Here is a 19,837-nt window from a genome sequence, read left to right on the forward strand (position 1 = left end):
TCAGCAACCAGCAAGTTTAGTTTGAATCAACCTATTTTTTCAAATCGATATTCAAAAATAGATTTTACTCAAAACAGAAGACCATTATAAAACATTTTAAAAAAATAGAATAGAGGTTTGAAATCCTGAAAAATAGAATTCATTACATTACGAAACTTGAAATGCAAGATCGATTGCCTTTCAGTGGCTTTGTAGCAAATTTTGATGGGAAGCAGATCCAAAACAAAGAAGAACTATTTCGTTTTCTTGAAAAAAATGTCGGACTTCCTGATGCCAATAATTGGTCATCTATTACAGATTGGCTGACAGACTTATCATGGATAAAAGCTGAAGAATACAACTTTATTCTTGAAAATTATGATAGCTTCTTAAAAGATGACTTATCATCTAAAGACTTATTTTTAGAAATTTTGGAAGAAGATATTCTTCCTTGGTGGGAATGCGATGTTGAAAAGCATGTTGTTGGCAGTAAGGTCAAGAGTTTTCAAGTTTACATAGTAGAAAATTAAAAATAGGACAAAGTTTTAAGGAGCTACCTTAAGGTAACCACTTATGTTGGATATAATCAGTACTACAATAAACCCTATACAACGTTCTTGGATGTATATAGTAAGGTAAAAGGGAAGATTCCATTCTTCAATAAGAATCCAGTAATTCCTGAGGTTAACCTTAAGGTAGATATCAATGGTAAAACTATAACAGAAACCACAAAACCTTATGATCGCGAACATATTTTACGAAATATAGAAGAAAGCAGGCTTGCGAGGGAGAATTCAGGGTTTAAAGACTTTTCAACCACGAGGCTTCAGCCGGTAGTCAAGCCTCAGCCTGCACCTAAGAATTTAGATGTTGAGGGACCAGTAGTAAATAATATTCAATCTAAATATCCCGATTTGCAAACTTATGAATATAATTCATATACAAATCCTGGTCCACTAAATGATTTAAGAGGTCAGCCTAATGTTAATTTTTATGGGGGACGGTATGATGTTGAAGTTTTGAAGTCTCCCAAAATATTATATCGAGCTGGCGACCAAAGCAATCCGCTAGGGCAATGGTTTACAGAATCAGCCCCACATTCTGAGATAGAAGTTAGAATAAATACGGCAGTAAAACCAATTTGGACAGATCGTTCAGGAAACTACACTGGCAGCTCTCCTTTAAATACAGTTTACGAAATAAAAATACCAGCTGGCACAACAATATACAGAGGACCTGTTGCGAGTCAAGGAGGCATCTATCAAGGTGGTTTGGAATATGAACAAATTTTTATTGAAACTCCGTGGAAAATAGAAGGTGTAGAGGTTATTAGCTCAAAATCATTAAATTAGTGAGGAAAGAAATGAAACGAAAAGAATTATTAGATAATATCAAATTAATATTACCACTATTAAATCAATACAATGATGGGACAATTCATGTACAAATTTCATTTTTACAAGGATTAGAATGTGCATTGGAAAATGGTGACTCACTCCCTACAATAAGAGAAATTAAAGATATCCTTTATCCTCCAAGAGGAGGTCTATCAGACTTTTTTGTTTGGAAGAATGATTATTTGGAACGACTAAAAATTAATGAAGAAATTGAAGCCTACAATAATAGATTATGGGAGCTTTTAAATCAAATAGAAAACTTGGAATCATAGTAAATGCATCAAATTTTAAAATTAGAAGCATTTCATCAATCTCATACAAGAATTCCAAGCGGAAATGAAGCATCTGCTTTTGAAGATTTTTGGAAACCAGGAGGACAAACCTTCCCAGGAAATATGCCAGAAGCAATCATTGATGAAGTTCCGTGGGGAGAATTTACAATTAGAAAATTAGGAGGCGACTAGAACGAGTTTAACTAAAATAACATGGGAAGAATTTGATGCCTTTGATAAGATTGAGTCACCGAAGGGATATGATTTTCGAACACATGAAGGAAAATACTACACTTTTGGAGAGTTTGGAGTAGCTTCAGTTCGTCGTATCTTTGAAATTAATCCTTCGGATTTTCACGAATACTTATTAGGCAAGAGGACGGCACATGAAATTGATTATAAAGCGCAGAACGATTGCTGGCCACTGACGGAAGAAGAGAAGAAAGCTAGTGAGAAACGTTTCATAGAAGAGAGTCCCACATCATTAATTGATATACCTGAAACTAGAGAATTATTTACTCAGGAAGAGCTAAAAAGATTAATTCCGATTGCTGAGCAAATGTGGATTGACTGGAGAGGTAAACTTCCAGATGATTATGTATCACCATTGAAATAGCTTGTAAGGAATTTGTTTATACACTATTAGTTGTAAGCAAGTTCCTGTTTTTACTTTAAGTGGACTAAATGAATCGCTCCGAAAATGTGTCCAAAATATTGACAGAATTCCATTATTACCAAATCAATGGCCATTAGACTGGATAGTGAATATAGGAATTGTACCAAGTTGATGTTTTGAATTATGAAAAATAAATATATGAAATATACAGACAAATTACAAGATTTAATTGACTTAGAATATCCAAGTCAAAAGTTATACCCGGGAATTATACAGGATATATATAACTTAACTAAGTGTATAAGAAGAGGAGAAAATATCGGTGACATTAATTTTTTTAGTTTAGCAAGAAGATTTATAGATGAAACTATGGATTATAAAAGCGAAATTTTAGTAGTCTTAAAACAATTAGAGAAAGAGTTAAAAAAAGAAAATTGATGGACAATAGATTAATTGATTAGATAATGAACCTAAGAATATGTTATGATAAAAGTATAGAGATACAATTATTTAAAGAATTATTACAGACAAAATTTTTGTGCCCTATCAGTATTGATGATCACCAAATATTAATACAAAGAGCGGATAATGTTCATGAAATATAGTAAACTAGGCTGGGAAGAAGTTAGTAAGTTTGAGGAAATAAAAGGTTATGGACAACATATTTGGCGACATCATGAGAAATATTTTTTTGTTACAGATGAAGGGGGAATAGCTGAACAGAGGGTAGTCTATGAATTCCCATTAGAACTATTTCAATTACCCTACCAAGTTTTTCTGAGTTACTTGAAAAGTCTAACTTAATTTGACAATTTAGGCAATAAAGAAATCCTAGACAAGCTTTTGAGCTATTCAGAAGACTTGAAATACCACTATAATCTCTATCAGCTCTTGCTTTTTCACCTTCAGAATAAGGAACCAGAGAAATTTTTTGGACTCATTGAAGACAATATAAAGAAGGTTCATTCTCTTTTTCAGACTGTCTTTAAAACATTTCTAAAGGACAAAGGGAAAATCATCAATGACCTTCAGTTATCCTATTCCAACGCAAAATTGGAAGCGACTAATAATCTCATCAAACTTATCAAACGCAATGCCTTTGGTTTTCGGAACTTTGAAAACTTCAAGAAGCGAATTTTCATCGCTCTGAATATCAAAAAAGAAAGGACGAAATTTGTCCTTTCTCGAGCTTAGCTTTTCTTCAACCCACTAAAGTTGACAAAGAGCCGTAGATTTTAGGTATTTACCTTGTCTACTTAAGAGGTATCATATCATCGAGATAAAGGTGATTTGTTTGTTCCTAAGAATTAGGTTTTAGGTTTGACTTGTGGCAACTTCTGGAAAAAGCTTGTCTAGAATTTTTGGAGTGATAGCTTGTCCAGGACCTTCAGCACAATAGGTGTGAATATACATAGCGGGATTGAAGTTGAGCTCGATACAAGTGAAATGAGGTTTTTCCTTGCTAGCAGGCTGAGTTTTATCTGGAATGATGAGGTCAACCCCGCAAGCCCAGGCCCCCATGCTAGTTGCCATAGCTGCTGCCAATTCTTGGTAAGAGGAATCTATTGTCTCAGTGACATCAATAGAGTCACCACCCGTAGAAATGTTGGAGTTACGGCGGAGATTGACCTTTTTCCCTTCTGGGAGAATATCATCAGGTGCATAACCTTGCTGAGTCAACATCAATTGTTCGATGTCTCCTAGCTTAATGATTTCCAGAGGTGAGCGGTGGTCACGGCCTCGCAATGGATTGGCATTTTTCTGAGCGACTAATTCACGAATGGTGTGTTTGCCATCACCGACAACATTAGCAGCGACACGAAGGAGGACAGACTCACAACGCCCGTCCAGAATGAAGAAACGGTATTCGGTTCCTGGGATAAATTCTTCAACAAGAACAGCTGTATCTTCTGCAAAGGCAATCTCGAGAGCTTTCTTATAGTTATCAAGGCTGGCAGGCTCTTGGAAAATGGAAATGCCCAGACCGAAGTTGGTTGATTTTGGTTTAACCACAATTTGCTTGCCCTTGATAAGAGGATAGTAGGCTAGACCTTGTTCTAGACTGGTAAATTCGTCGCCGGCAGGGACAGGGAAGCCAGCATCAGCCAGGATTTTTTTGGTCACGGTTTTATTAGCCATGGCAAGAGGAACTACATAGTTGTCTTTTGAGGTCATGTTACCATTTTTGACGTACTCAACATGATCTTTATGCCAGAGTTTAAGGAATTGATCCTGCTCATCTAGGATTTCAAAATGAAGCCCTTTTTGAATGGCATCAAAGAGCAGCATCTGGGTAGAAAGTTCCATCTCCTCATAACCCTTAAGGGCATAGTGGGCAGTCCAGTCGTAATCATGATAGGCAAGCGCCTTGTCAAGGGCAAAGTCAGAAAGGGACTTGTCTTTGATATGAGGAAGAAGTTGAGCAGCTAGTGTCTGACTGGAATCTGCAAAGGCATCTTTAACTTGTTTGACCAGCCCTTGATGATAGTCACCAAGCCCAAAATGTTGCACCAGTTGGTCTAGAGCTGTCGTAATGTTCTGAGTTTCAGCTTCAGAAGGTAGAGGTTCTAAAGGATGAGAGAGGGCAATTTTTTCATTCAGCGCGTGACCTTGAGCCAGAGCCTGATCAACATTTTCAGGGGCATCCAGCCAGAGGAAGGCTAGAAGGAGTAGGTGTACGGTATCCATGGTAGTTTGGCTAATACCGATACGCTCAAAGGGGTTGAGGTCGAAGTTACGGAATTCTAGGTAGGTGATTCCCTTGTCAAGGAAGGAGCGATTAACCTTTTGTCCACGGAAACGAACAGCCGAGTAAAATTCCTTTTCCGCAATCAAATCACCTTGTTCGATATAGTTTTCGATGGCAGAGACATAGTCTTCTAGGCTTGCAAAAGATACTTGTATTTCTTCCTTATTGACATAGCCGTGGTCACTGTTACGGAAGGAACGCACAGGTTCTGGAACTTCTTGGTCGAAGAATCCTTGCTCAGCAATAGGTGCAGCCCCAAAAAGATAGGTAATCACCCAACGGTAGCGCAAGTAGTTTTGAGCCAGCTTAAGATAGAGGGCGTTTTTGAAAGCAATTATATCAATCTGGTCACTTTCTTGGAATAGGGCTTCAACCAAATCTTTCCCTAGTTCCATATTATAGTGGATACCTGAGATAGCTTGTAGTTTAGTTCCGTATTTTTCGGCCAGGTAGTTACGATAATGGCGTTCAAATTCATTTTCCAGTTGGGCAACTTGGATTTCTTGGGCGTTGATACGAGGAGGCATGGACAAGGGCCAGAGAAGTTCATCTTTACTGATGGAACGTCCAGCTACATCGGTAATGGCTCCAAGAAATCGACGAGCCTCAGTGGTAGATTTAGCAACTGGTGTGATGAGTTCCATCTGAAACTCACAAAAATCTGTTTGAATATAAGGGTGGAAACTTCGAGCTCCTAGGCAGGAAGGGTGAGGCGTATGTGCTAATTTTCCCTGTCTATCGACACGAAGACTTTCGCGTTCAATTCCAAAGTTAGCTTGAAGGATAGGGCTAGTAGGCTCCAGCTTTTGAAGCAGTTGATTTATAGTCATAGAGTCACCTTTTCATCTAATGTTAGTGATAGTCTATTATAAATAGGAGATGAAAACAACTTTCCGCTACGGTTAAGGGGAATTTCCGAATGTTTCAGATAAGAATTCTTAAAACCAGTTGTTTTTTAGCTATATTATATGGAAAAATTGTAAAATACCCACTGATTTTTATGTAAAATGTTATTTCTCTTGGAATTTAAATCAAATTAGCCTATACTAATGACGTATATATGAGAACGAAAGAATCCCTAGGGTCGGCACTGCACCCATAAAATGAGACACAAGAAAACACTCCTGTTGAAATCTGGTAAACTAGAAACAGGAGTGTTTTGTTATGGTCAAAAAAGCATATTCGGTAGAAACTAAGTTAGCCTGTATCGAAATGAAGAAGGCAGGCAAATCAAATAAAGTTATCATGGATACCCTCAGTATCAAAAATGCTAGTCAGGCCAAGAACTGGTTGCGATGGTATCAGAATGATGAATTGTACCGTTTCCACCAACCCGTGGGGAAACAATATACTTATGGTAATGGGATGAAACAGTTATCTGAAGTGGAACAGTTACGTTTGCAGGTAGAATTACTAAAAAAGTATCAGAGCTTGATAAGAGAATCGACAAAGTAAGTCTTATCAAGCTAGTAGAAGAGTATAAGAAAACGTGCGCTGTATCTATTATTTTAGAATGTTTCGGCGTCAAACGCTCCACCTTTATCGCTGGAAACAGGAGTGTAAGAATTCTCAGAAAAGAGGCGAAATAGCAGATAATGGCTGTATCGAATGGTTTCACTCTGTTCTCAAGTCTGAAACCTTCTATCTCCATAAGTGGAGAAACATAACTGAAGATAGTCTAACAGATATTGTCAAAAATTACATCATATTTTATCCTGATAATTATGTATCACCATTGAAATAGCCTGCGTGGAACTTGTTTAGACACCGTTAGTTGTGGACAAGTTTCTTTAGGTGCACTAGATGAATCTCTCCCAAAATGTGTTGAAAATATAAATAGAACTCTGGCTTTCTCCTAATGCAAGTACGGGAAGAGTTGAAAAACTCTAACCTGTAATCTCTCCTCTAGCTATTCCACCTATTTCATGCTAGAATAAAGAAAAACACATTTGGAGGCATTATGAATCAGACAGTGACTTATTTGCAGGAATTGACAGCCATTCCTTCACCGACCGGTTTTACACGTGAGATCGCAGACTATTTGGTCAAAACCATTGAAGGCTTTGGGTATGAAGTGACTCGGACTGCTAAGGGAGGCGTGAATGTGACCGTTCCTGGTGTAATCACAGACAAGCAACGCTACGTCACAGCCCATGTGGATACCTTGGGGGCTATTGTCCGCGCGGTGAAAGCAGATGGTCGCCTCAAGTTAGACCGTATCGGTGGTTTCCCTTGGAATATGATTGAAGGGGAAAATTGTACAGTCCATGTAGCCAATACAGGAAAGACCCATTCGGGGACAATTTTGGTCCATCAGACTTCATGTCATGTCTACAAGGAAGCGGGAACTGTCGAGCGGAACCAGGATAATATGGAAGTCCGTCTGGATGAAAAAGTGACCAATGAGAAAGAAACTCGTGCACTTGGCATTGAAGTGGGGGATTTTGTCAGCTTTGATCCCCGGACCATTGTGACAGATACCGGCTTTATCAAATCTCGTCACTTGGATGACAAGGTGAGTGCAGCGATTCTCTTGAATCTTCTGCGCGTGTACAAGGAAGAGAAGATCCAATTGCCAGTAACGACTACCTTTGCCTTTTCAGTCTTTGAAGAAGTGGGGCATGGAGCTAATTCTAGTATCCCGGCTGAAGTAGTAGAGTACTTGGCAGTGGATATGGGGGCTATGGGAGATGACCAAGCGACGGATGAATACACGGTATCCATCTGTGTCAAAGACGCTTCAGGACCGTATCACTACGAATTCCGTCAGCATTTGGTAGCCTTGGCAAAAGCCCAAGAAATCCCTTATAAGTTGGATATCTATCCTTTCTATGGATCAGATGCCTCTGCAGCCATGAGCGCAGGAGCAGAAGTGAAACACGCTCTTCTCGGGGCAGGGATCGAGTCTAGCCACTCATATGAGCGGACCCACTTGGATTCTGTAGTCGCAACAGAGCGCATGGTCGATGCCTACCTCAAGAGCGACTTAGTAGATTAATAAGGAAAAACTACTCTCAGGAGTAGTTTTTTTAAAGAACTAAAATTTTCTGAAAATTCCTTTTCTTCTGAAAATCTTTGTGGTATAATCTTAAAATAAACTTAAAATTTCTTAAGGAGTTTTACATGAAAAAAAGAAATGTCATTGCACTTGCGGGAGTTGCCCTCCTTTCAGCAGGTATCCTAGCAGCTTGTTCGGGTGGTTCTAAATCATCTAGCTCAAGCAACGGTCAAAAATTCTCATATGTCTATGAGACTGAGCCAGAAAACCTAAACTATATCACATCTGGTAAAGCAGCAACCCACGATATCACTGGAAATTTGATTGATGGTTTGTTTGAAAATGATAAATACGGGAACTTGATTCCATCTCTTGCAAAAGATTGGACTGTTTCGCAAGATGGCTTGACTTATACTTATAAACTTCGTGATGATGCTAAATGGTATGATTCAGAAGGCGAAGAGTATGCGGATGTAACAGCTAAAGATTTCGTCACAGGGATCAAATATGCGGCTGATAACAAATCAGAAATGCTCTACATCATCCAAGATTCTATCAAAGGCTTGAATGACTATGTCAGTGGTAAAAATAAAGATTTCTCAGCTGTAGGAGTAAAAGCAGTTGATGATCATACCCTTCAAATCACTTTGAACCAACCAGAATCTTACTGGAACTCTAAATTGACTCTTGGGATCACTTTCCCTGTCAACGAAAAATTCGTGAAATCAAAAGGGGATAAATTCGCTCAAGCAAGTGACACCAGCTCCCTTCTTTACAATGGTCCTTACATCTTGAAGAGCTTTACTTCAAAATCTTCTATCGAAATGACCAAGAATGAAAACTACTGGGATAAAGACAAGGTCTACATCTCAGATGTGAAATTGGAATTCTACGATGGACAAGACCAAAGTAAATTGGCCAAATCATTCGGTGAAAATGCTCTTAGCTTGGCAAAACTCTTCCCAACTGGATCTGGTTACTCAGAGCAAGCCAAAGAATTCAAAGACGAAATCACCTACACTCCTCAAGATGCTGCTTCTTATGTTATTGGTACCAACATCGACCGTCAATCTTACAAACACACAGCTAAGAAAACCGATGAAGAAAAACAATCTACTAAGAAAGCTCTCTTGAACAAGGACTTCCGTCAAGCGATCAGCTTTGCCTTCAACCGTGAAGCGTATGCTGCTCAATTGAACGGAAAAGACGGAGCAAGCAAGATCATCCGTAACCTCTACATTCCACCAACATTTGTCCAAGCTAATGGCAAGACCTTTGGTGAAATGGTGAAAACACAATTGGATACCTACGGAGATGAGTGGAAATCTACTAAACTAGACGATGGTCAAAACGGTCTCTTCGATGCTAAGAAAGCGAAGGAAGAGTTTGCAAAAGCGAAGACTGCTTTGGAAGCAGAAGGTGTGAAATTCCCAATTCACATCGATATGCCTGTAGACCAAACCACACCATCAAGAGTTCAACGGGTACAATCCTTCAAACAATCTGTTGAAGAAGCACTTGGTAAAGAAAATATCGTCATCGATATCCAAATGCTTTCGAAGGAAGACCTTCAAAATGTGACCCTCTTTGCGCCAAATGCGGCTGGCGAAGACTGGGATCTCTCTGATAATGTTGGATGGAGCCCTGACTACCAAGACCCATCAACTTACATGGATATCTTGAAAGCTTCATCTGGTGAAAATACTAAGACTTTCCTTGGATTTGACCCAAGTGAAAACAATGAAGCAGCTAAAAAAGTTGGTCTGTACGACTTTGAAAAGATGATCAAAGATGCTGGTGCAGAAACACAAGACGTCAACAAACGCTATGAAAAATATGCGGCTGCGCAAGCTTGGTTGACTGATAGCGCCCTTGTGATGCCAACTTCTTCATCAACTGGACGTCCATTCTTGACACGTATCGAACCATTCTCAGCTCCATTTGCATGGACTGGTGGTAAAGGAAAAGACCACGTGATCTACAAAGGAATGAAACTCCAAGATAAAGCTGTGACAACTGCTGACTACAACAAAGCCCTTGAAAAATGGCAAAAAGAACAAGCAGAGTCAAACAAAAAAGCACAAGAAGATCTTAAGAAACACGTCAAATAAGAATCGATAACCGAGGCTGATGCCTCGGTTTTTTGTGGGATCATTTGAATATCTAATTGATCTAAAAACGCTTACATAGTATAATAGGAGTGTTGATTACAAAAAGTGAGGAGATTGACATGAAAAAGAAAACAATGGTTTCCATTGTCGCATCGAGCTTACTGATCGCGCCGATGGTCTTGCACCAAGTAGCAGCAGCAGATGAGCAGACAGAAGAGCTAGCCCCATCGACAGAAGTGGTCCATGCTCCAGCTACTGAAGCAAGACCGACAACAAGTGAAGCAAGCACTGCCACTAGTGAAGAAGCTGCAAGTTCAAATGAGGGATCGCTGGATCGGACGGCAGCTGTAAATCAAGCAGCCCCTGCTACAGAAGAACACACAAGACAAAGTGAGCCTACGGTCCCAGTAGCAAGTCCAGCAGCAACAAACAGGGAAGCTGCACCTCAATCTGCTCCCAGTTCAGAAGCTCTGGCAACAAGTAATGATTTGGCAAAGGTTACAGGTAGCACCCTTGCAGCGGATCAGGCCTCTAAAGAGTTGACGGTCCAAGATGCTGTTAATGGCTTGCTTCAATGGGCAGCAACAGATCCTAGTCAATTGGGCCAAAGCCAAGCAGATCGCGAACGCTTTGCCAAGAGTTTAGGCTTGATTGAAAAATCAGAAGATCTGACTCGTAAGGTTAGTCAGCCAGAATTGGCCAAGATGTATGAAACAGCTAAGAAACTCTACGATGCCTACCGGGCTGAAAAGAAAAGTCCGCTCTTTTTAAATGGTCGTGCCCAGCCGATTTTCCCTTATACGACGGGAGAAAAAGCAGACCAAGACTACAAATATGAAGACAGCCAAATTGTACGCTTCCCTGTCTATGTCGAAACGGACTACGACACCGACGCAGATGGCAAGCCTGACTTAGTCAAAGCCATTGTTCAACTACCAAAAGCAGTAGCGCAAGGTGATTTTAAGGCAGCCACTATTCTCGAAGCGCGCCCTTACGTAGCGGGGACGCTAGACGAAAACTACGTGACCCTCGAAAGTTTGGGGCTTCCAACAGACGGTAGCTATGATATGAAGAAACTGCACAGCCAACCTGCAAAGAGACAGCCAGTAAGCAGTGAAACAACAGTAGAAGCAGCGAAAAAGGCCAAGGCATCGGATTGGTATTACTACAGTCCCTACGAGTATATTTATGACTACGAAGATCTGAACTGGTATGACTATTTCTTGGTCAGAGGCTATGCCTTTATCTCTAGCGCCGGACTTGGTACCAAGGGATCAGAAGGATTTAACACGACGGGGTCTGATCTCGAAATCAATGCCTTCAAGAATATCATCGAATGGGTCAATGGCAAACGCAAAGCCTACACTGATAAGACTAGCAATGTCGAAATCAAGGCAGACTGGGCAACGGGTAATGTCGCAATGACCGGTCTATCCTGGGCTGGAACTACGACCTTTGGTGTGGCAGCGACAGGCGTAGAAGGATTGAAGACCATCGTTCCAGCAGCAGGAATAGCCTCTTGGTATGATTATTTCAATAGCCAAGGTACCCAGTTTGGTAATGCACCTTATAGTGACCTTTCATGGCTCTCCCTTTACGTTAGCACACGGATGCTGGACCAAGACGACTGGGCAGGAATTTGGCAAAACTATTCCAACTACATCAACCAATTGAACAAGGACCAGTACGCCCATGATCGCAACTACAGCGATGTCTGGAAGGAGCGGGATTATACCCTTCATCCAGAAAATCTCAAGACCAGCGCCCTGATCGTCCATGGCTTGAATGATGACAATGTCAAGACCAAACACTTTGAACTCATGTACGATGCCCTCAAGAAAGCAGGACAAGATGTCAAGCTCTATCTCCACCAAGGAGATCACGTCTATCCAGCGGCTATGTCACGGGGATACGGCATCACTGCCAATGGTCAGGACTTTTATGACCTGCTCAATACCTGGCTGACCCATTACCTTTACGGAGTGGACAATCACGTCGAAAGCTTGCCAGCGGTTCTAGCTCAAAATAACTATGATCCAAGCAAGTGGACCAGCTATGATAACTGGAAGAGCAGTCAACGTCTCTTCTTGAATGCAAGCTCGAAACGGCTAGAAGAAACCATTTCTAGCGATTATGCTGCTGCAGGTGTTGAGATCGCTAACCGTAATGAAACAGTCAGCAAAGCCTCCTCTAAGGCCAATCTGACCTTTGTTTCTGATGTTACTGAGGACACTACGATCAAGGGCCACATCCCCGTTCATTTCAAGGCAGCTCTTGCCAAAGGTCAAGGAAAGAATTTCCAAATCAACGCTCTCTTGGTAGATGTGGCAGATGAGGATTTTGACGTGGTAGGAAATGGTAGCGTCAAGCAAGATAAAACAGCAGACGGTTTCTGGATGGGAAGCAATTTAAGCAACCTATCTGTTGCCGAATACGAAACCATCAAGACCAAATACAAGGTGATCGCAAAAGGGTGGATCAATCTTGCGAACCCTGAGTCTGGCTACGATTCAGCAAGCTCACGCGCTAGCATCGAGCCTAAAGTGGGAGAATACCACGATTACACGGTTTATCTCCAACCAAATCTCTATACAGTTAAGAAAGGTCACAAGTTAGCCCTAGTCTTTAACACCTATGACCCATCTGATTTAACGGTGGAGCATCCATATGAAGTGACCTTCAAGACAGATTCTATCCAGGCGGCGATTCCAATTGTCGAGAAGACCCGCGCCCAAAAGGCAGCCTATGTGCTAAGTGCAACAGATACAGACTATGCAAACTTGCCAGAAGTTGAAGGAGCTGCTTTAGTCGCTCCAGAAGTGCACTACAAGGAAGAATATAGGCTTCCAAGCCCAGAATACTTTGTCCAACCAAGCCAAACTCTTCCTGAAAAAGATGAACAGATGCAAACAGGATCAGCAAGACAAGAGCAATCTCGTCTTACACTAGCTGTATCCTATGGCCCTCAATTTGTTTCACAAGGATTGGCAGAAGATCCTCAAGTTGCGACTTCTGCAGTAGGAGGAGAACAAGCAGATCATACGCTTCCTCAAACAGGGAGCAAAGACCATGCTCTGGGTCTCTTAGGTATGATCAGTCTAACAGCTTCTAGCCTCATCTTTTGGCGCAAAAAGAGAGAAGATGCCTAAGGAGTCCCCGTAGCAAATATTTCTAAAATGGCATCATTTAGTGTAAAATAAAAGTAGAAATGCAGAATCAGTAGTCACTACTGAAAAAGGAGGAAATATGGCACACGTAATCACAGATGCAACTTTTGAACAAGAAACCAGCCAAGGCCTTGTCTTGATTGACTTTTGGGCAACTTGGTGCGGTCCATGCCGCATGCAAGCTCCAATCTTGGATCAGTTGGCAGAAGAAGTACATGAAGATGATTTGAAAATCTGTAAGATGGATGTCGATGAAAATCCAAATACAGCACGTCAATTCGGTATCATGTCGATCCCAACTCTTCTCTTTAAAAAGGATGGACAAGTTGTCAAACAAGTGGCTGGAGTTCATACGAAAGCCCAATTGAAAGAAATCATTGCAGAATTGAGCTAAAAAGAAGGGAGTGGGAAAGAACTCCGACTAGTTAAAAAGAGTTCGTTTTCCCACCCCCGCAAAGTTGATTAGGTTATCTTCGGAGCTTAATAAGCGAACGAAGATACCAATCAACCACTGCGTCATACAGTTATTTCTATCAAACATCGAAGGCTGGATAATTTTTTCCAGCTTTTTTTGATGCTCTTTATTTCTTTTAAATAGACGCGACACCCATTGACAGCGCTTTCTTATAATGCTAAAATGAAGCTGTATTTCCTATAAAATTTTTACAGGAAAAAATTCTCCTAGGAAGGTGTAGATCCTAGGAGAAAATTACATATAAAGGTTATTGCCCCTCTTTATCTTGGGCTACCCAGACACTGACGGAGCGCTCTGCCACTGGGAATTCAGCAGTACCGTCTTCTTGGACTTGGACGGTTTCGCTACAATTTTCTAGTACATCATAGTAGGTGAGGCCTGCGTAGGATGAGCCGATCTCCATGACTTTTGTAGCAGCTTGGTTATTGGAAATCAAGCAGGCGATTGGTGCTGATTCTTCTGAACCTGAACGTGTCCAACCGATGCAATTAGGATCATCGAAGTAGTCCGTTTCTTCCCCATAGGCCAGATCTTTACGAACCCATAAGAGTCGATCGAGGACCCCTTGGAAACTTTCTTGCGCAAATTGGCCCTCGATACCGTAGTAGTCTCCATAGAAGACACAAGGCAAACCAGCTTCACGAAGTAAGATCAAGGCATAGGCTGCAGGCTTAAACCATTCTTGGATGGTAGATTCCAAGGCTTGCCCTCGTTGGGTATCATGGTTGTCCACAAAGGTTACGGCCTGTTCAGGATGATTGAGCGCTAGTGTTCCGTCAAAAATAGTTCGAAGGTCGAAATTTTCACCTTCTTGACTAGCTCGGAAGAGATTTTGGTGGAGGGCCACATCAATCAAGTCGTATAAGTAGTCAATGCTTTCCAAGTACTCATCGTTGGTTTCTGTGTCCCCATTCCAAAATTCACCAAAGACGTAGAAATCTTCACCATATTTTTTGGTGATATTGTGGATGAAATTCTTCATAAAGAAGGAGTCAATGTGTTTGACTGCATCCAGACGGAAGCCCTCAACCCCTGTTGTTTCGATAAACCATTCAGCCCATTGGTCGAGATTTTCTACAACCTCGGGATGTTTGAAATCGATATCGGCGTACATGAGGTAATCGTAGTTTCCGTTTTCCTTGTCAACCAGATCTCCATGGGCCCAACCTTTGTTGTCCCCTTGGATTTGGTAGATCCCACTTTTATTACGTGAAGCATCGTAGTCCGTACCGGTGAAGTGGTACCAATGCCAGTGGAAGTCATTATAGGCGCCATTTCGGCCATCAAAGGTGAATTTGGTCCATCCTTGAATGGTGAAAGGTTCGGTAAGGATCTTGTTTCGATCCATCGGATCGACCTCAACGACCTCGAATTCTTCTAAGCCATCTGCAGCAGCTTTGTGGTTAAGAACGACATCGGCCATTGGTTGAATCCCTGCATCTTTGAGGGCTTGAATGGCTTGAAGATAATCGTCTTTGAAACCGTATTTGGTACGAACCGTTCCTTTTTGATCGAACTCGCCCAAATCAAAGAGGTCATAGACTCCGTACCCAACGTCATTGTTAGATGTAGCTTTAAAGGCAGGTGGCATCCAGACTTTACGAATACCCAAGTCTGCTAAGTGTTGCGCATCTTCAGCAAGACGCGTCCAGTGGTTCCCATCAGCGGGCAAAGACCACTCAAAATATTGCATTAAGGTTTGATTTTCCATTTTTATTTCTTCTTTCATGTGAATGTCCCTATTTTACCAAAAATAGTTGGATGGGACAAACGTTTGCGCTGGAAGCAAGCCCTTTCTAGAAAAGAAATCGCATACATGAAAGAAATGAAGTGAGAATATAAAAAGTAGCATTTTATTTACGTAGAAATATCAGTCTGGTACATTTATTTCTATTCATTTTATAGTTTGATCATATCAAAGGAGGATTGGTTTGAAAGTGAAAACCACCAATAGAGAGAGCATCGAAACGATTTTTACTGAAGCCTTGGCAATCCCGAGCTTTACCAACACTGAGACCGAGCAAGGGATCGAAGCCTACCTGGATCAACGGATTGCCCAGATCCCTTATTTCAAGGAACATCCGGACCATTTTGGGCGCTACCAGGTGCCACAGGATCACTTGCATCGGTCGGTCAATTGGGCCTTGGTTGATAAGGGCAAGAAAAAAACAGTGATCCTTTTCCACCACCATGATACAGTCGATTTAGAAGACTATGGAAACTTGTCGGAAATCGCACTCGATTCTGATAAAGTAGCAGAAGCCTTGAAAACACTGGATAGACGTCCAGATATGCAGGAAGATTTAGCTTCTGGGGATTGGAAATTTGGCAGAGGATCTTGTGATATGAAAGCAGCCCTAGCCCTTCAATTGGGGGTTCTGGAAGCCTATGCAGCAGACCCCTCAGAAGGTCAGGTCAATTTGCTCTATCTCTCTGTTGGAGACGAGGAATCCTATTCACGTGGGATGCGTGGAGCCTTGGGTCTCCTTACAGATTTGCAGGAAAATTTTGATCTGAATTATGTATTAGCAGTGGATTCAGAGCCCTTTGAATCGGAAGTAGGAAAAGAAAAGGTCCTTCACATTGGCACAGTCGGCAAACTCATGCCAGTCGTTGTGGCGCAAGGCGTCTTGTCTCATATGAAGGAGCCCCTTAAAGGGATTAATGCCTTGTCGCTCCTAGTAGCCATTGCAAGCCAGCTGGATCTTCATCCCGATCTGGCAGATCAGGCGTTGGGAGAAACGTCTCCCCTTCCTTCTTGGTCCTATCTCCGAGATTTGAAGGAGCAGTACGATGTATCGACCGTGCTTTATGCGGCTGGTTATTTCAGTGTGTTGCATTTGAAGAAAACACCCCAAGAGCTCTTGCAACGTATCTATGAGCTTAGTCAGGAGGCCTTGGACGCCTTTTACAAGAAGTATGAGCACTTGCAGGATCAGGCTGGCCAAGAACATATTATTGCAAGGCCAAGAGTCATCACTTATCAAGAACTAGAGGAACGTTGCCAAGCCTTAGAGGGCTACCAAGACTTTAGAGAAGCTTCTAATAAAAAAGCGGAGCAAGATTTTCGTAATGGGATCAGCTACCAGAGCCTTGCTATTCAGCAAATCCAGCGACTCCTTGAGTTTCTCGGAGATAAGGATCCTATGATGGTCATCGGTTTTGCGCCCCCATATTATCCTTCCATGAACTGCCGCTTTTTAGACAATACCGATTTCAATATCGTGTCCCTCATCACTGATTACCGCGAGTATCTGGACACAAGAGGTTACCTCTTAAAAGTCGAAGAATACTTTATGGGGATTAACGACACCAGTTATTGTGCCTTGGAAAAGGATGTGGCTTCTTATCAAGTCGTCCTAGATAGCCTAGCCACACCAGCCCAGGTCTATGATCTGGATCTGGAAAAAATTGCCCAAATTCATATTCCAGCGGTCAATCTAGGCCCTTGGGGTAAAGAATTGCATAAGCGAGGAGAGCGGGTCTACAAAGAAGACTTCTTGGAGACTATTCCAAACTATCTGCTAGAATTGCTCTACCATTTCGATGATCGCTTATCAACAGAATAAGAAAAAACGGTCCCAATAAGGACCCATTAGGGAGTTAACATGATTACATTTCACGGAGTTACCAAAGATTACGATGGGCATATTGCCCTTAACCACTTGGATCTGACCATCGAAGACGGGCAAATTGTCGGCTTGATTGGCCATAACGGAGCTGGAAAGTCAACGACGATTAAGAGCCTGGTCAGTGTCATCACCCCAACCACTGGATCCATTGAAGTGGATGGTCAGGACCTCTATAGCCATCGACTGGCAATCAAAAAGAAGATCGGTTATGTGGCAGATTCGCCAGATCTTTTCTTGCGTCTCACAGCCAATGAATTCTGGGAGTTGGTTGCGACCTCTTATGATATGAGTCAGAAAGACTGCGATCAACGATTAGAGGAGCTTCTTAGGATCTTTGATTTTCAGAGCCACCGCTATGAAGTGATTGAATCCTTTTCACACGGGATGCGCCAGAAGGTCTTCGTTATTGCAGCCCTCTTGTCAGATCCAGATATCTGGGTCTTGGACGAACCAATGACCGGTTTGGACCCACAGGCTTCTTACGATTTAAAACAAATGATGCGCCAGCATGCGGATCGTGGCAAGACGGTTATTTTCTCTACCCACGTCTTAGAAGTGGCCGAACAACTCTGTGATAAAATCGCCATTCTCAAAAAGGGAAACCTTATTTTCTATGGGACGATCGAGGAATTGAAGGGTCAACATCCCGAACAAAGTTTGGAAAGTATCTATCTCAGTCTAGCGGGTCGGAAGGAAGAAGGTGGCGATCATGCGTCTTAAGATCATCCGGCAACTGGTCAATGTTAATATCATCTATGCCAGTCAGCCTACTCAGATCGCAAAATTACGTGCCAAACAGGCCAAAAAACCGGACGTCAAACTCAATGTCGCCCGCAAATCGGTGCTCAACTACCTCTTTTTAGGATTGGTCTATTTCGTCATATTTGGCTTGCTCTTTAGTATCTATGATTTTGTGAACCAACCAGCCTTCTTTGTCAATATGGTGGCCCTCTTTTCCTTGATGACCATTTCCCAAGGATTTATGAGCTTTTACAATGTCTTTTATGAAAGCAAGGACCTCCAGTTTTACCGGCCCTATGCCTTCTCAGATGCGGAAGTCATTGCTGGAAAGAGTATCTCGGTCATCCTGACCCTTCTCATGGCTATCCTTCCCTTGGTCAGCTATTTTCTGATCCTGCCTGTCCAAGCAGGCGGCTTCAATCCGTTAGGGATCCTGTTAGGCCTCTTTTGTGCCTTAATTCTCTTAGGCGTTCTCTTTTTAGCGACGATCATCCTATCCCATCTGATCACTAAGACCCTCTTTTTCAAAAAACACACGACCCTGGTCTCCAACATCATGGTCGGAATTGGTTCTCTTCTGAGTCTAGGAGCTTATCTCTATCTGAATCTAGTCCAGACCCATCGGTTAGAAGTGACAGGGGGCGCAGATATTCCCATTCTATTTCCACCTTTTATGGCCTTTCATCAGTTCATCCTCCATCCTTTTGATGGAGAAGCGATCCTTGGCCTTCTGGGCTGGATCCTGGTCCTTCTGGTCTTGATCGGCCTGGTTCGAAAAATTGTGATCCCGCAGTTCTATGATGCAGCCCTTGCAGTTGCGACCAACCAAACTGTTAAAGAGCGCGTGAAAGTGCTCCATGTTGGTCAGAAAGACTCCTTTAGACGATTTGTCATTCAGTATCATCGCAGACTCTTGAGCGATGGAACCCTTATGGTGCAAGTCCTCTTGATGATGAGTATTCTGCCTTATATTTTCCTCCTCAGTGGAGCAGCAGGAGCATCAAAAAATTTAGGAGGACTCAGTTCTTACTTGACGCCCCAGTATCTGGTGCCACTGACCCTTGTTGCCATCTTGATTGGTGTTTTCAATAGTTTTGGAGGCTTGACCAGTATCGGTATTTCGCTAGAGCGCGAAAACTTTGAGTACTTGAGATCGCTCCCTATTGATTTCAAACGCTATCTTTTCATGAAGTTTTGGTTGCTCTATCTGGTGCAATCCATCCTTCCTGTCATTCTTCTAGTTGGCGTTTGTTTCTATTTTGGCGTCCATCCCTTGGCTATCCTAGCCATGTTGCTGATCTGGATCGTAACCACCATTCCGATCTGTATTCGAGACTATGTCAAAGATTTTCAGAACTTTAGCACCAATTGGACCAATATCACGGAGTTGATGACCCGTCATCGTGGGAATGCAGTTCTTCAGTCTATTCTCTTGATTGTCTTTCTCTTTGTGATGTTTCTCTTGATTATTGTCAGCTTCATTTGGACCTATCATTCCGTCAGCACCCTGCTGGCTGTGATCCTTTATAGTGTCATCCTGTTAATCGGAGCTGGGATCAGTTATACCATCTACCGCAAAAAAATCCGCACTCTCTACCAAGAGATCGGAGAATAAAAAGAGAGAGTGGGACAGAAATCGGTCATTCATTAGAATTCGATTTCGTCGTCCCACCTCCGCACAGTTGAGTAGGGCTGTAAAA

The 19,837-nt window shown here is 42.0% G+C and carries 15 protein-coding genes and 2 pseudogenes; 15 read left to right on the forward strand and 2 right to left on the reverse strand.

Annotated elements, in window-relative coordinates; genetic code table 11:
- Positions 1 to 161 precede the first annotated feature (161 nt).
- From ADG03_RS10515 to ADG03_RS10545, 7 genes and pseudogenes are all read left to right on the forward strand, one after another.
- A complete protein-coding gene (locus tag ADG03_RS10515; RefSeq protein WP_003007812.1) occupies positions 162 to 509 on the forward strand; it encodes a barstar family protein in 348 nt (115 codons plus the stop codon).
- Positions 510 to 596: 87 nt separating this feature from the next.
- Positions 597 to 1,331, forward strand: a complete 735-nt coding sequence (locus ADG03_RS11915; RefSeq protein WP_053090710.1) for a hypothetical protein — start codon at positions 597 to 599, stop codon at positions 1,329 to 1,331.
- 11 nt (positions 1,332 to 1,342) lie between these two features.
- A complete protein-coding gene (locus ADG03_RS10525) occupies positions 1,343 to 1,648 on the forward strand; it encodes a hypothetical protein (protein WP_003007809.1) in 306 nt (101 codons plus the stop codon).
- Positions 1,649 to 1,651: 3 nt separating this feature from the next.
- Positions 1,652 to 1,840 (forward strand): hypothetical protein, encoded by a 189-nt coding sequence (locus tag ADG03_RS10530; RefSeq protein ID WP_049472572.1) that lies wholly within the window; start codon positions 1,652 to 1,654, stop codon positions 1,838 to 1,840.
- A gap of 16 nt (positions 1,841 to 1,856) precedes the next feature.
- Positions 1,857 to 2,264: a hypothetical protein gene (locus ADG03_RS11920; protein ID WP_080976946.1), complete on the forward strand. Its 408-nt coding sequence runs from the start codon at positions 1,857 to 1,859 to the stop codon at positions 2,262 to 2,264.
- 198 nt (positions 2,265 to 2,462) lie between these two features.
- On the forward strand, positions 2,463 to 2,702 hold the full coding sequence (locus tag ADG03_RS10535) for a hypothetical protein (RefSeq protein ID WP_141754482.1): 240 nt from the start codon (positions 2,463 to 2,465) through the stop codon (positions 2,700 to 2,702).
- Between the two features lie 372 nt (positions 2,703 to 3,074).
- Positions 3,075 to 3,458, forward strand: a pseudogene (locus ADG03_RS10545) (ISL3 family transposase); the annotation flags it as partial.
- A 120-nt stretch (positions 3,459 to 3,578) separates the two neighbouring features.
- Here ADG03_RS10545 and gshAB read toward each other — a convergent pair.
- Positions 3,579 to 5,843, reverse strand: coding sequence for a bifunctional glutamate--cysteine ligase GshA/glutathione synthetase GshB (gshAB, locus tag ADG03_RS10550; RefSeq protein ID WP_031573805.1), 2,265 nt, complete (start codon positions 5,841 to 5,843; stop codon positions 3,579 to 3,581).
- A gap of 334 nt (positions 5,844 to 6,177) precedes the next feature.
- Between gshAB and ADG03_RS11785 the strand changes: the two are divergent.
- From ADG03_RS11785 to trxA, 5 genes and pseudogenes are all read left to right on the forward strand, one after another.
- Positions 6,178 to 6,432, forward strand: a pseudogene (locus ADG03_RS11785) (hypothetical protein); the annotation flags it as partial.
- A 541-nt stretch (positions 6,433 to 6,973) separates the two neighbouring features.
- The gene (locus ADG03_RS10560; protein WP_049472570.1) at positions 6,974 to 8,011 is read left to right on the forward strand and encodes a M42 family metallopeptidase; all 1,038 of its coding nucleotides are present in this window, start codon (positions 6,974 to 6,976) and stop codon (positions 8,009 to 8,011) included.
- Positions 8,012 to 8,136: 125 nt separating this feature from the next.
- Positions 8,137 to 10,122: a peptide ABC transporter substrate-binding protein gene (locus ADG03_RS10565; protein WP_023918412.1), complete on the forward strand. Its 1,986-nt coding sequence runs from the start codon at positions 8,137 to 8,139 to the stop codon at positions 10,120 to 10,122.
- Positions 10,123 to 10,241: 119 nt separating this feature from the next.
- Positions 10,242 to 13,271 (forward strand): CocE/NonD family hydrolase, encoded by a 3,030-nt coding sequence (locus ADG03_RS10570; RefSeq protein ID WP_049472569.1) that lies wholly within the window; start codon positions 10,242 to 10,244, stop codon positions 13,269 to 13,271.
- Between the two features lie 97 nt (positions 13,272 to 13,368).
- Positions 13,369 to 13,683, forward strand: coding sequence for a thioredoxin (gene trxA / locus ADG03_RS10575; RefSeq protein WP_003002728.1), 315 nt, complete (start codon positions 13,369 to 13,371; stop codon positions 13,681 to 13,683).
- A 328-nt stretch (positions 13,684 to 14,011) separates the two neighbouring features.
- On the opposite strand, the gene ADG03_RS10580 is transcribed toward trxA, so the two are convergent.
- Positions 14,012 to 15,493: an alpha-amylase gene (locus ADG03_RS10580; protein ID WP_080976944.1), complete on the reverse strand. Its 1,482-nt coding sequence runs from the start codon at positions 15,491 to 15,493 to the stop codon at positions 14,012 to 14,014.
- A 208-nt stretch (positions 15,494 to 15,701) separates the two neighbouring features.
- On the opposite strand from ADG03_RS10580, the gene ADG03_RS10585 reads away from it, so the two are divergent.
- Genes ADG03_RS10585 through ADG03_RS10595 form a run of 3 tightly spaced genes read left to right on the forward strand, consistent with a single transcriptional unit; the run spans position 15,702 to position 19,752 of the window.
- Positions 15,702 to 17,333, forward strand: coding sequence for a M20/M25/M40 family metallo-hydrolase (locus tag ADG03_RS10585; protein WP_049472592.1), 1,632 nt, complete (start codon positions 15,702 to 15,704; stop codon positions 17,331 to 17,333).
- Positions 17,334 to 17,372: 39 nt separating this feature from the next.
- Entirely contained in the window at positions 17,373 to 18,116 is a 744-nt protein-coding gene (locus ADG03_RS10590) for an ABC transporter ATP-binding protein (protein ID WP_003010968.1), read from the forward strand.
- Positions 18,106 to 19,752, forward strand: a complete 1,647-nt coding sequence (locus ADG03_RS10595; protein WP_049472567.1) for a hypothetical protein — start codon at positions 18,106 to 18,108, stop codon at positions 19,750 to 19,752. The genes ADG03_RS10590 and ADG03_RS10595 overlap by 11 nt, the downstream gene beginning before the upstream one ends.
- Positions 19,753 to 19,837 lie beyond the last annotated feature (85 nt).

Source organism: Streptococcus parasanguinis, from assembly GCF_001069785.1.
Classification (GTDB): Bacteria; Bacillota; Bacilli; order Lactobacillales; family Streptococcaceae; genus Streptococcus; species Streptococcus parasanguinis_T.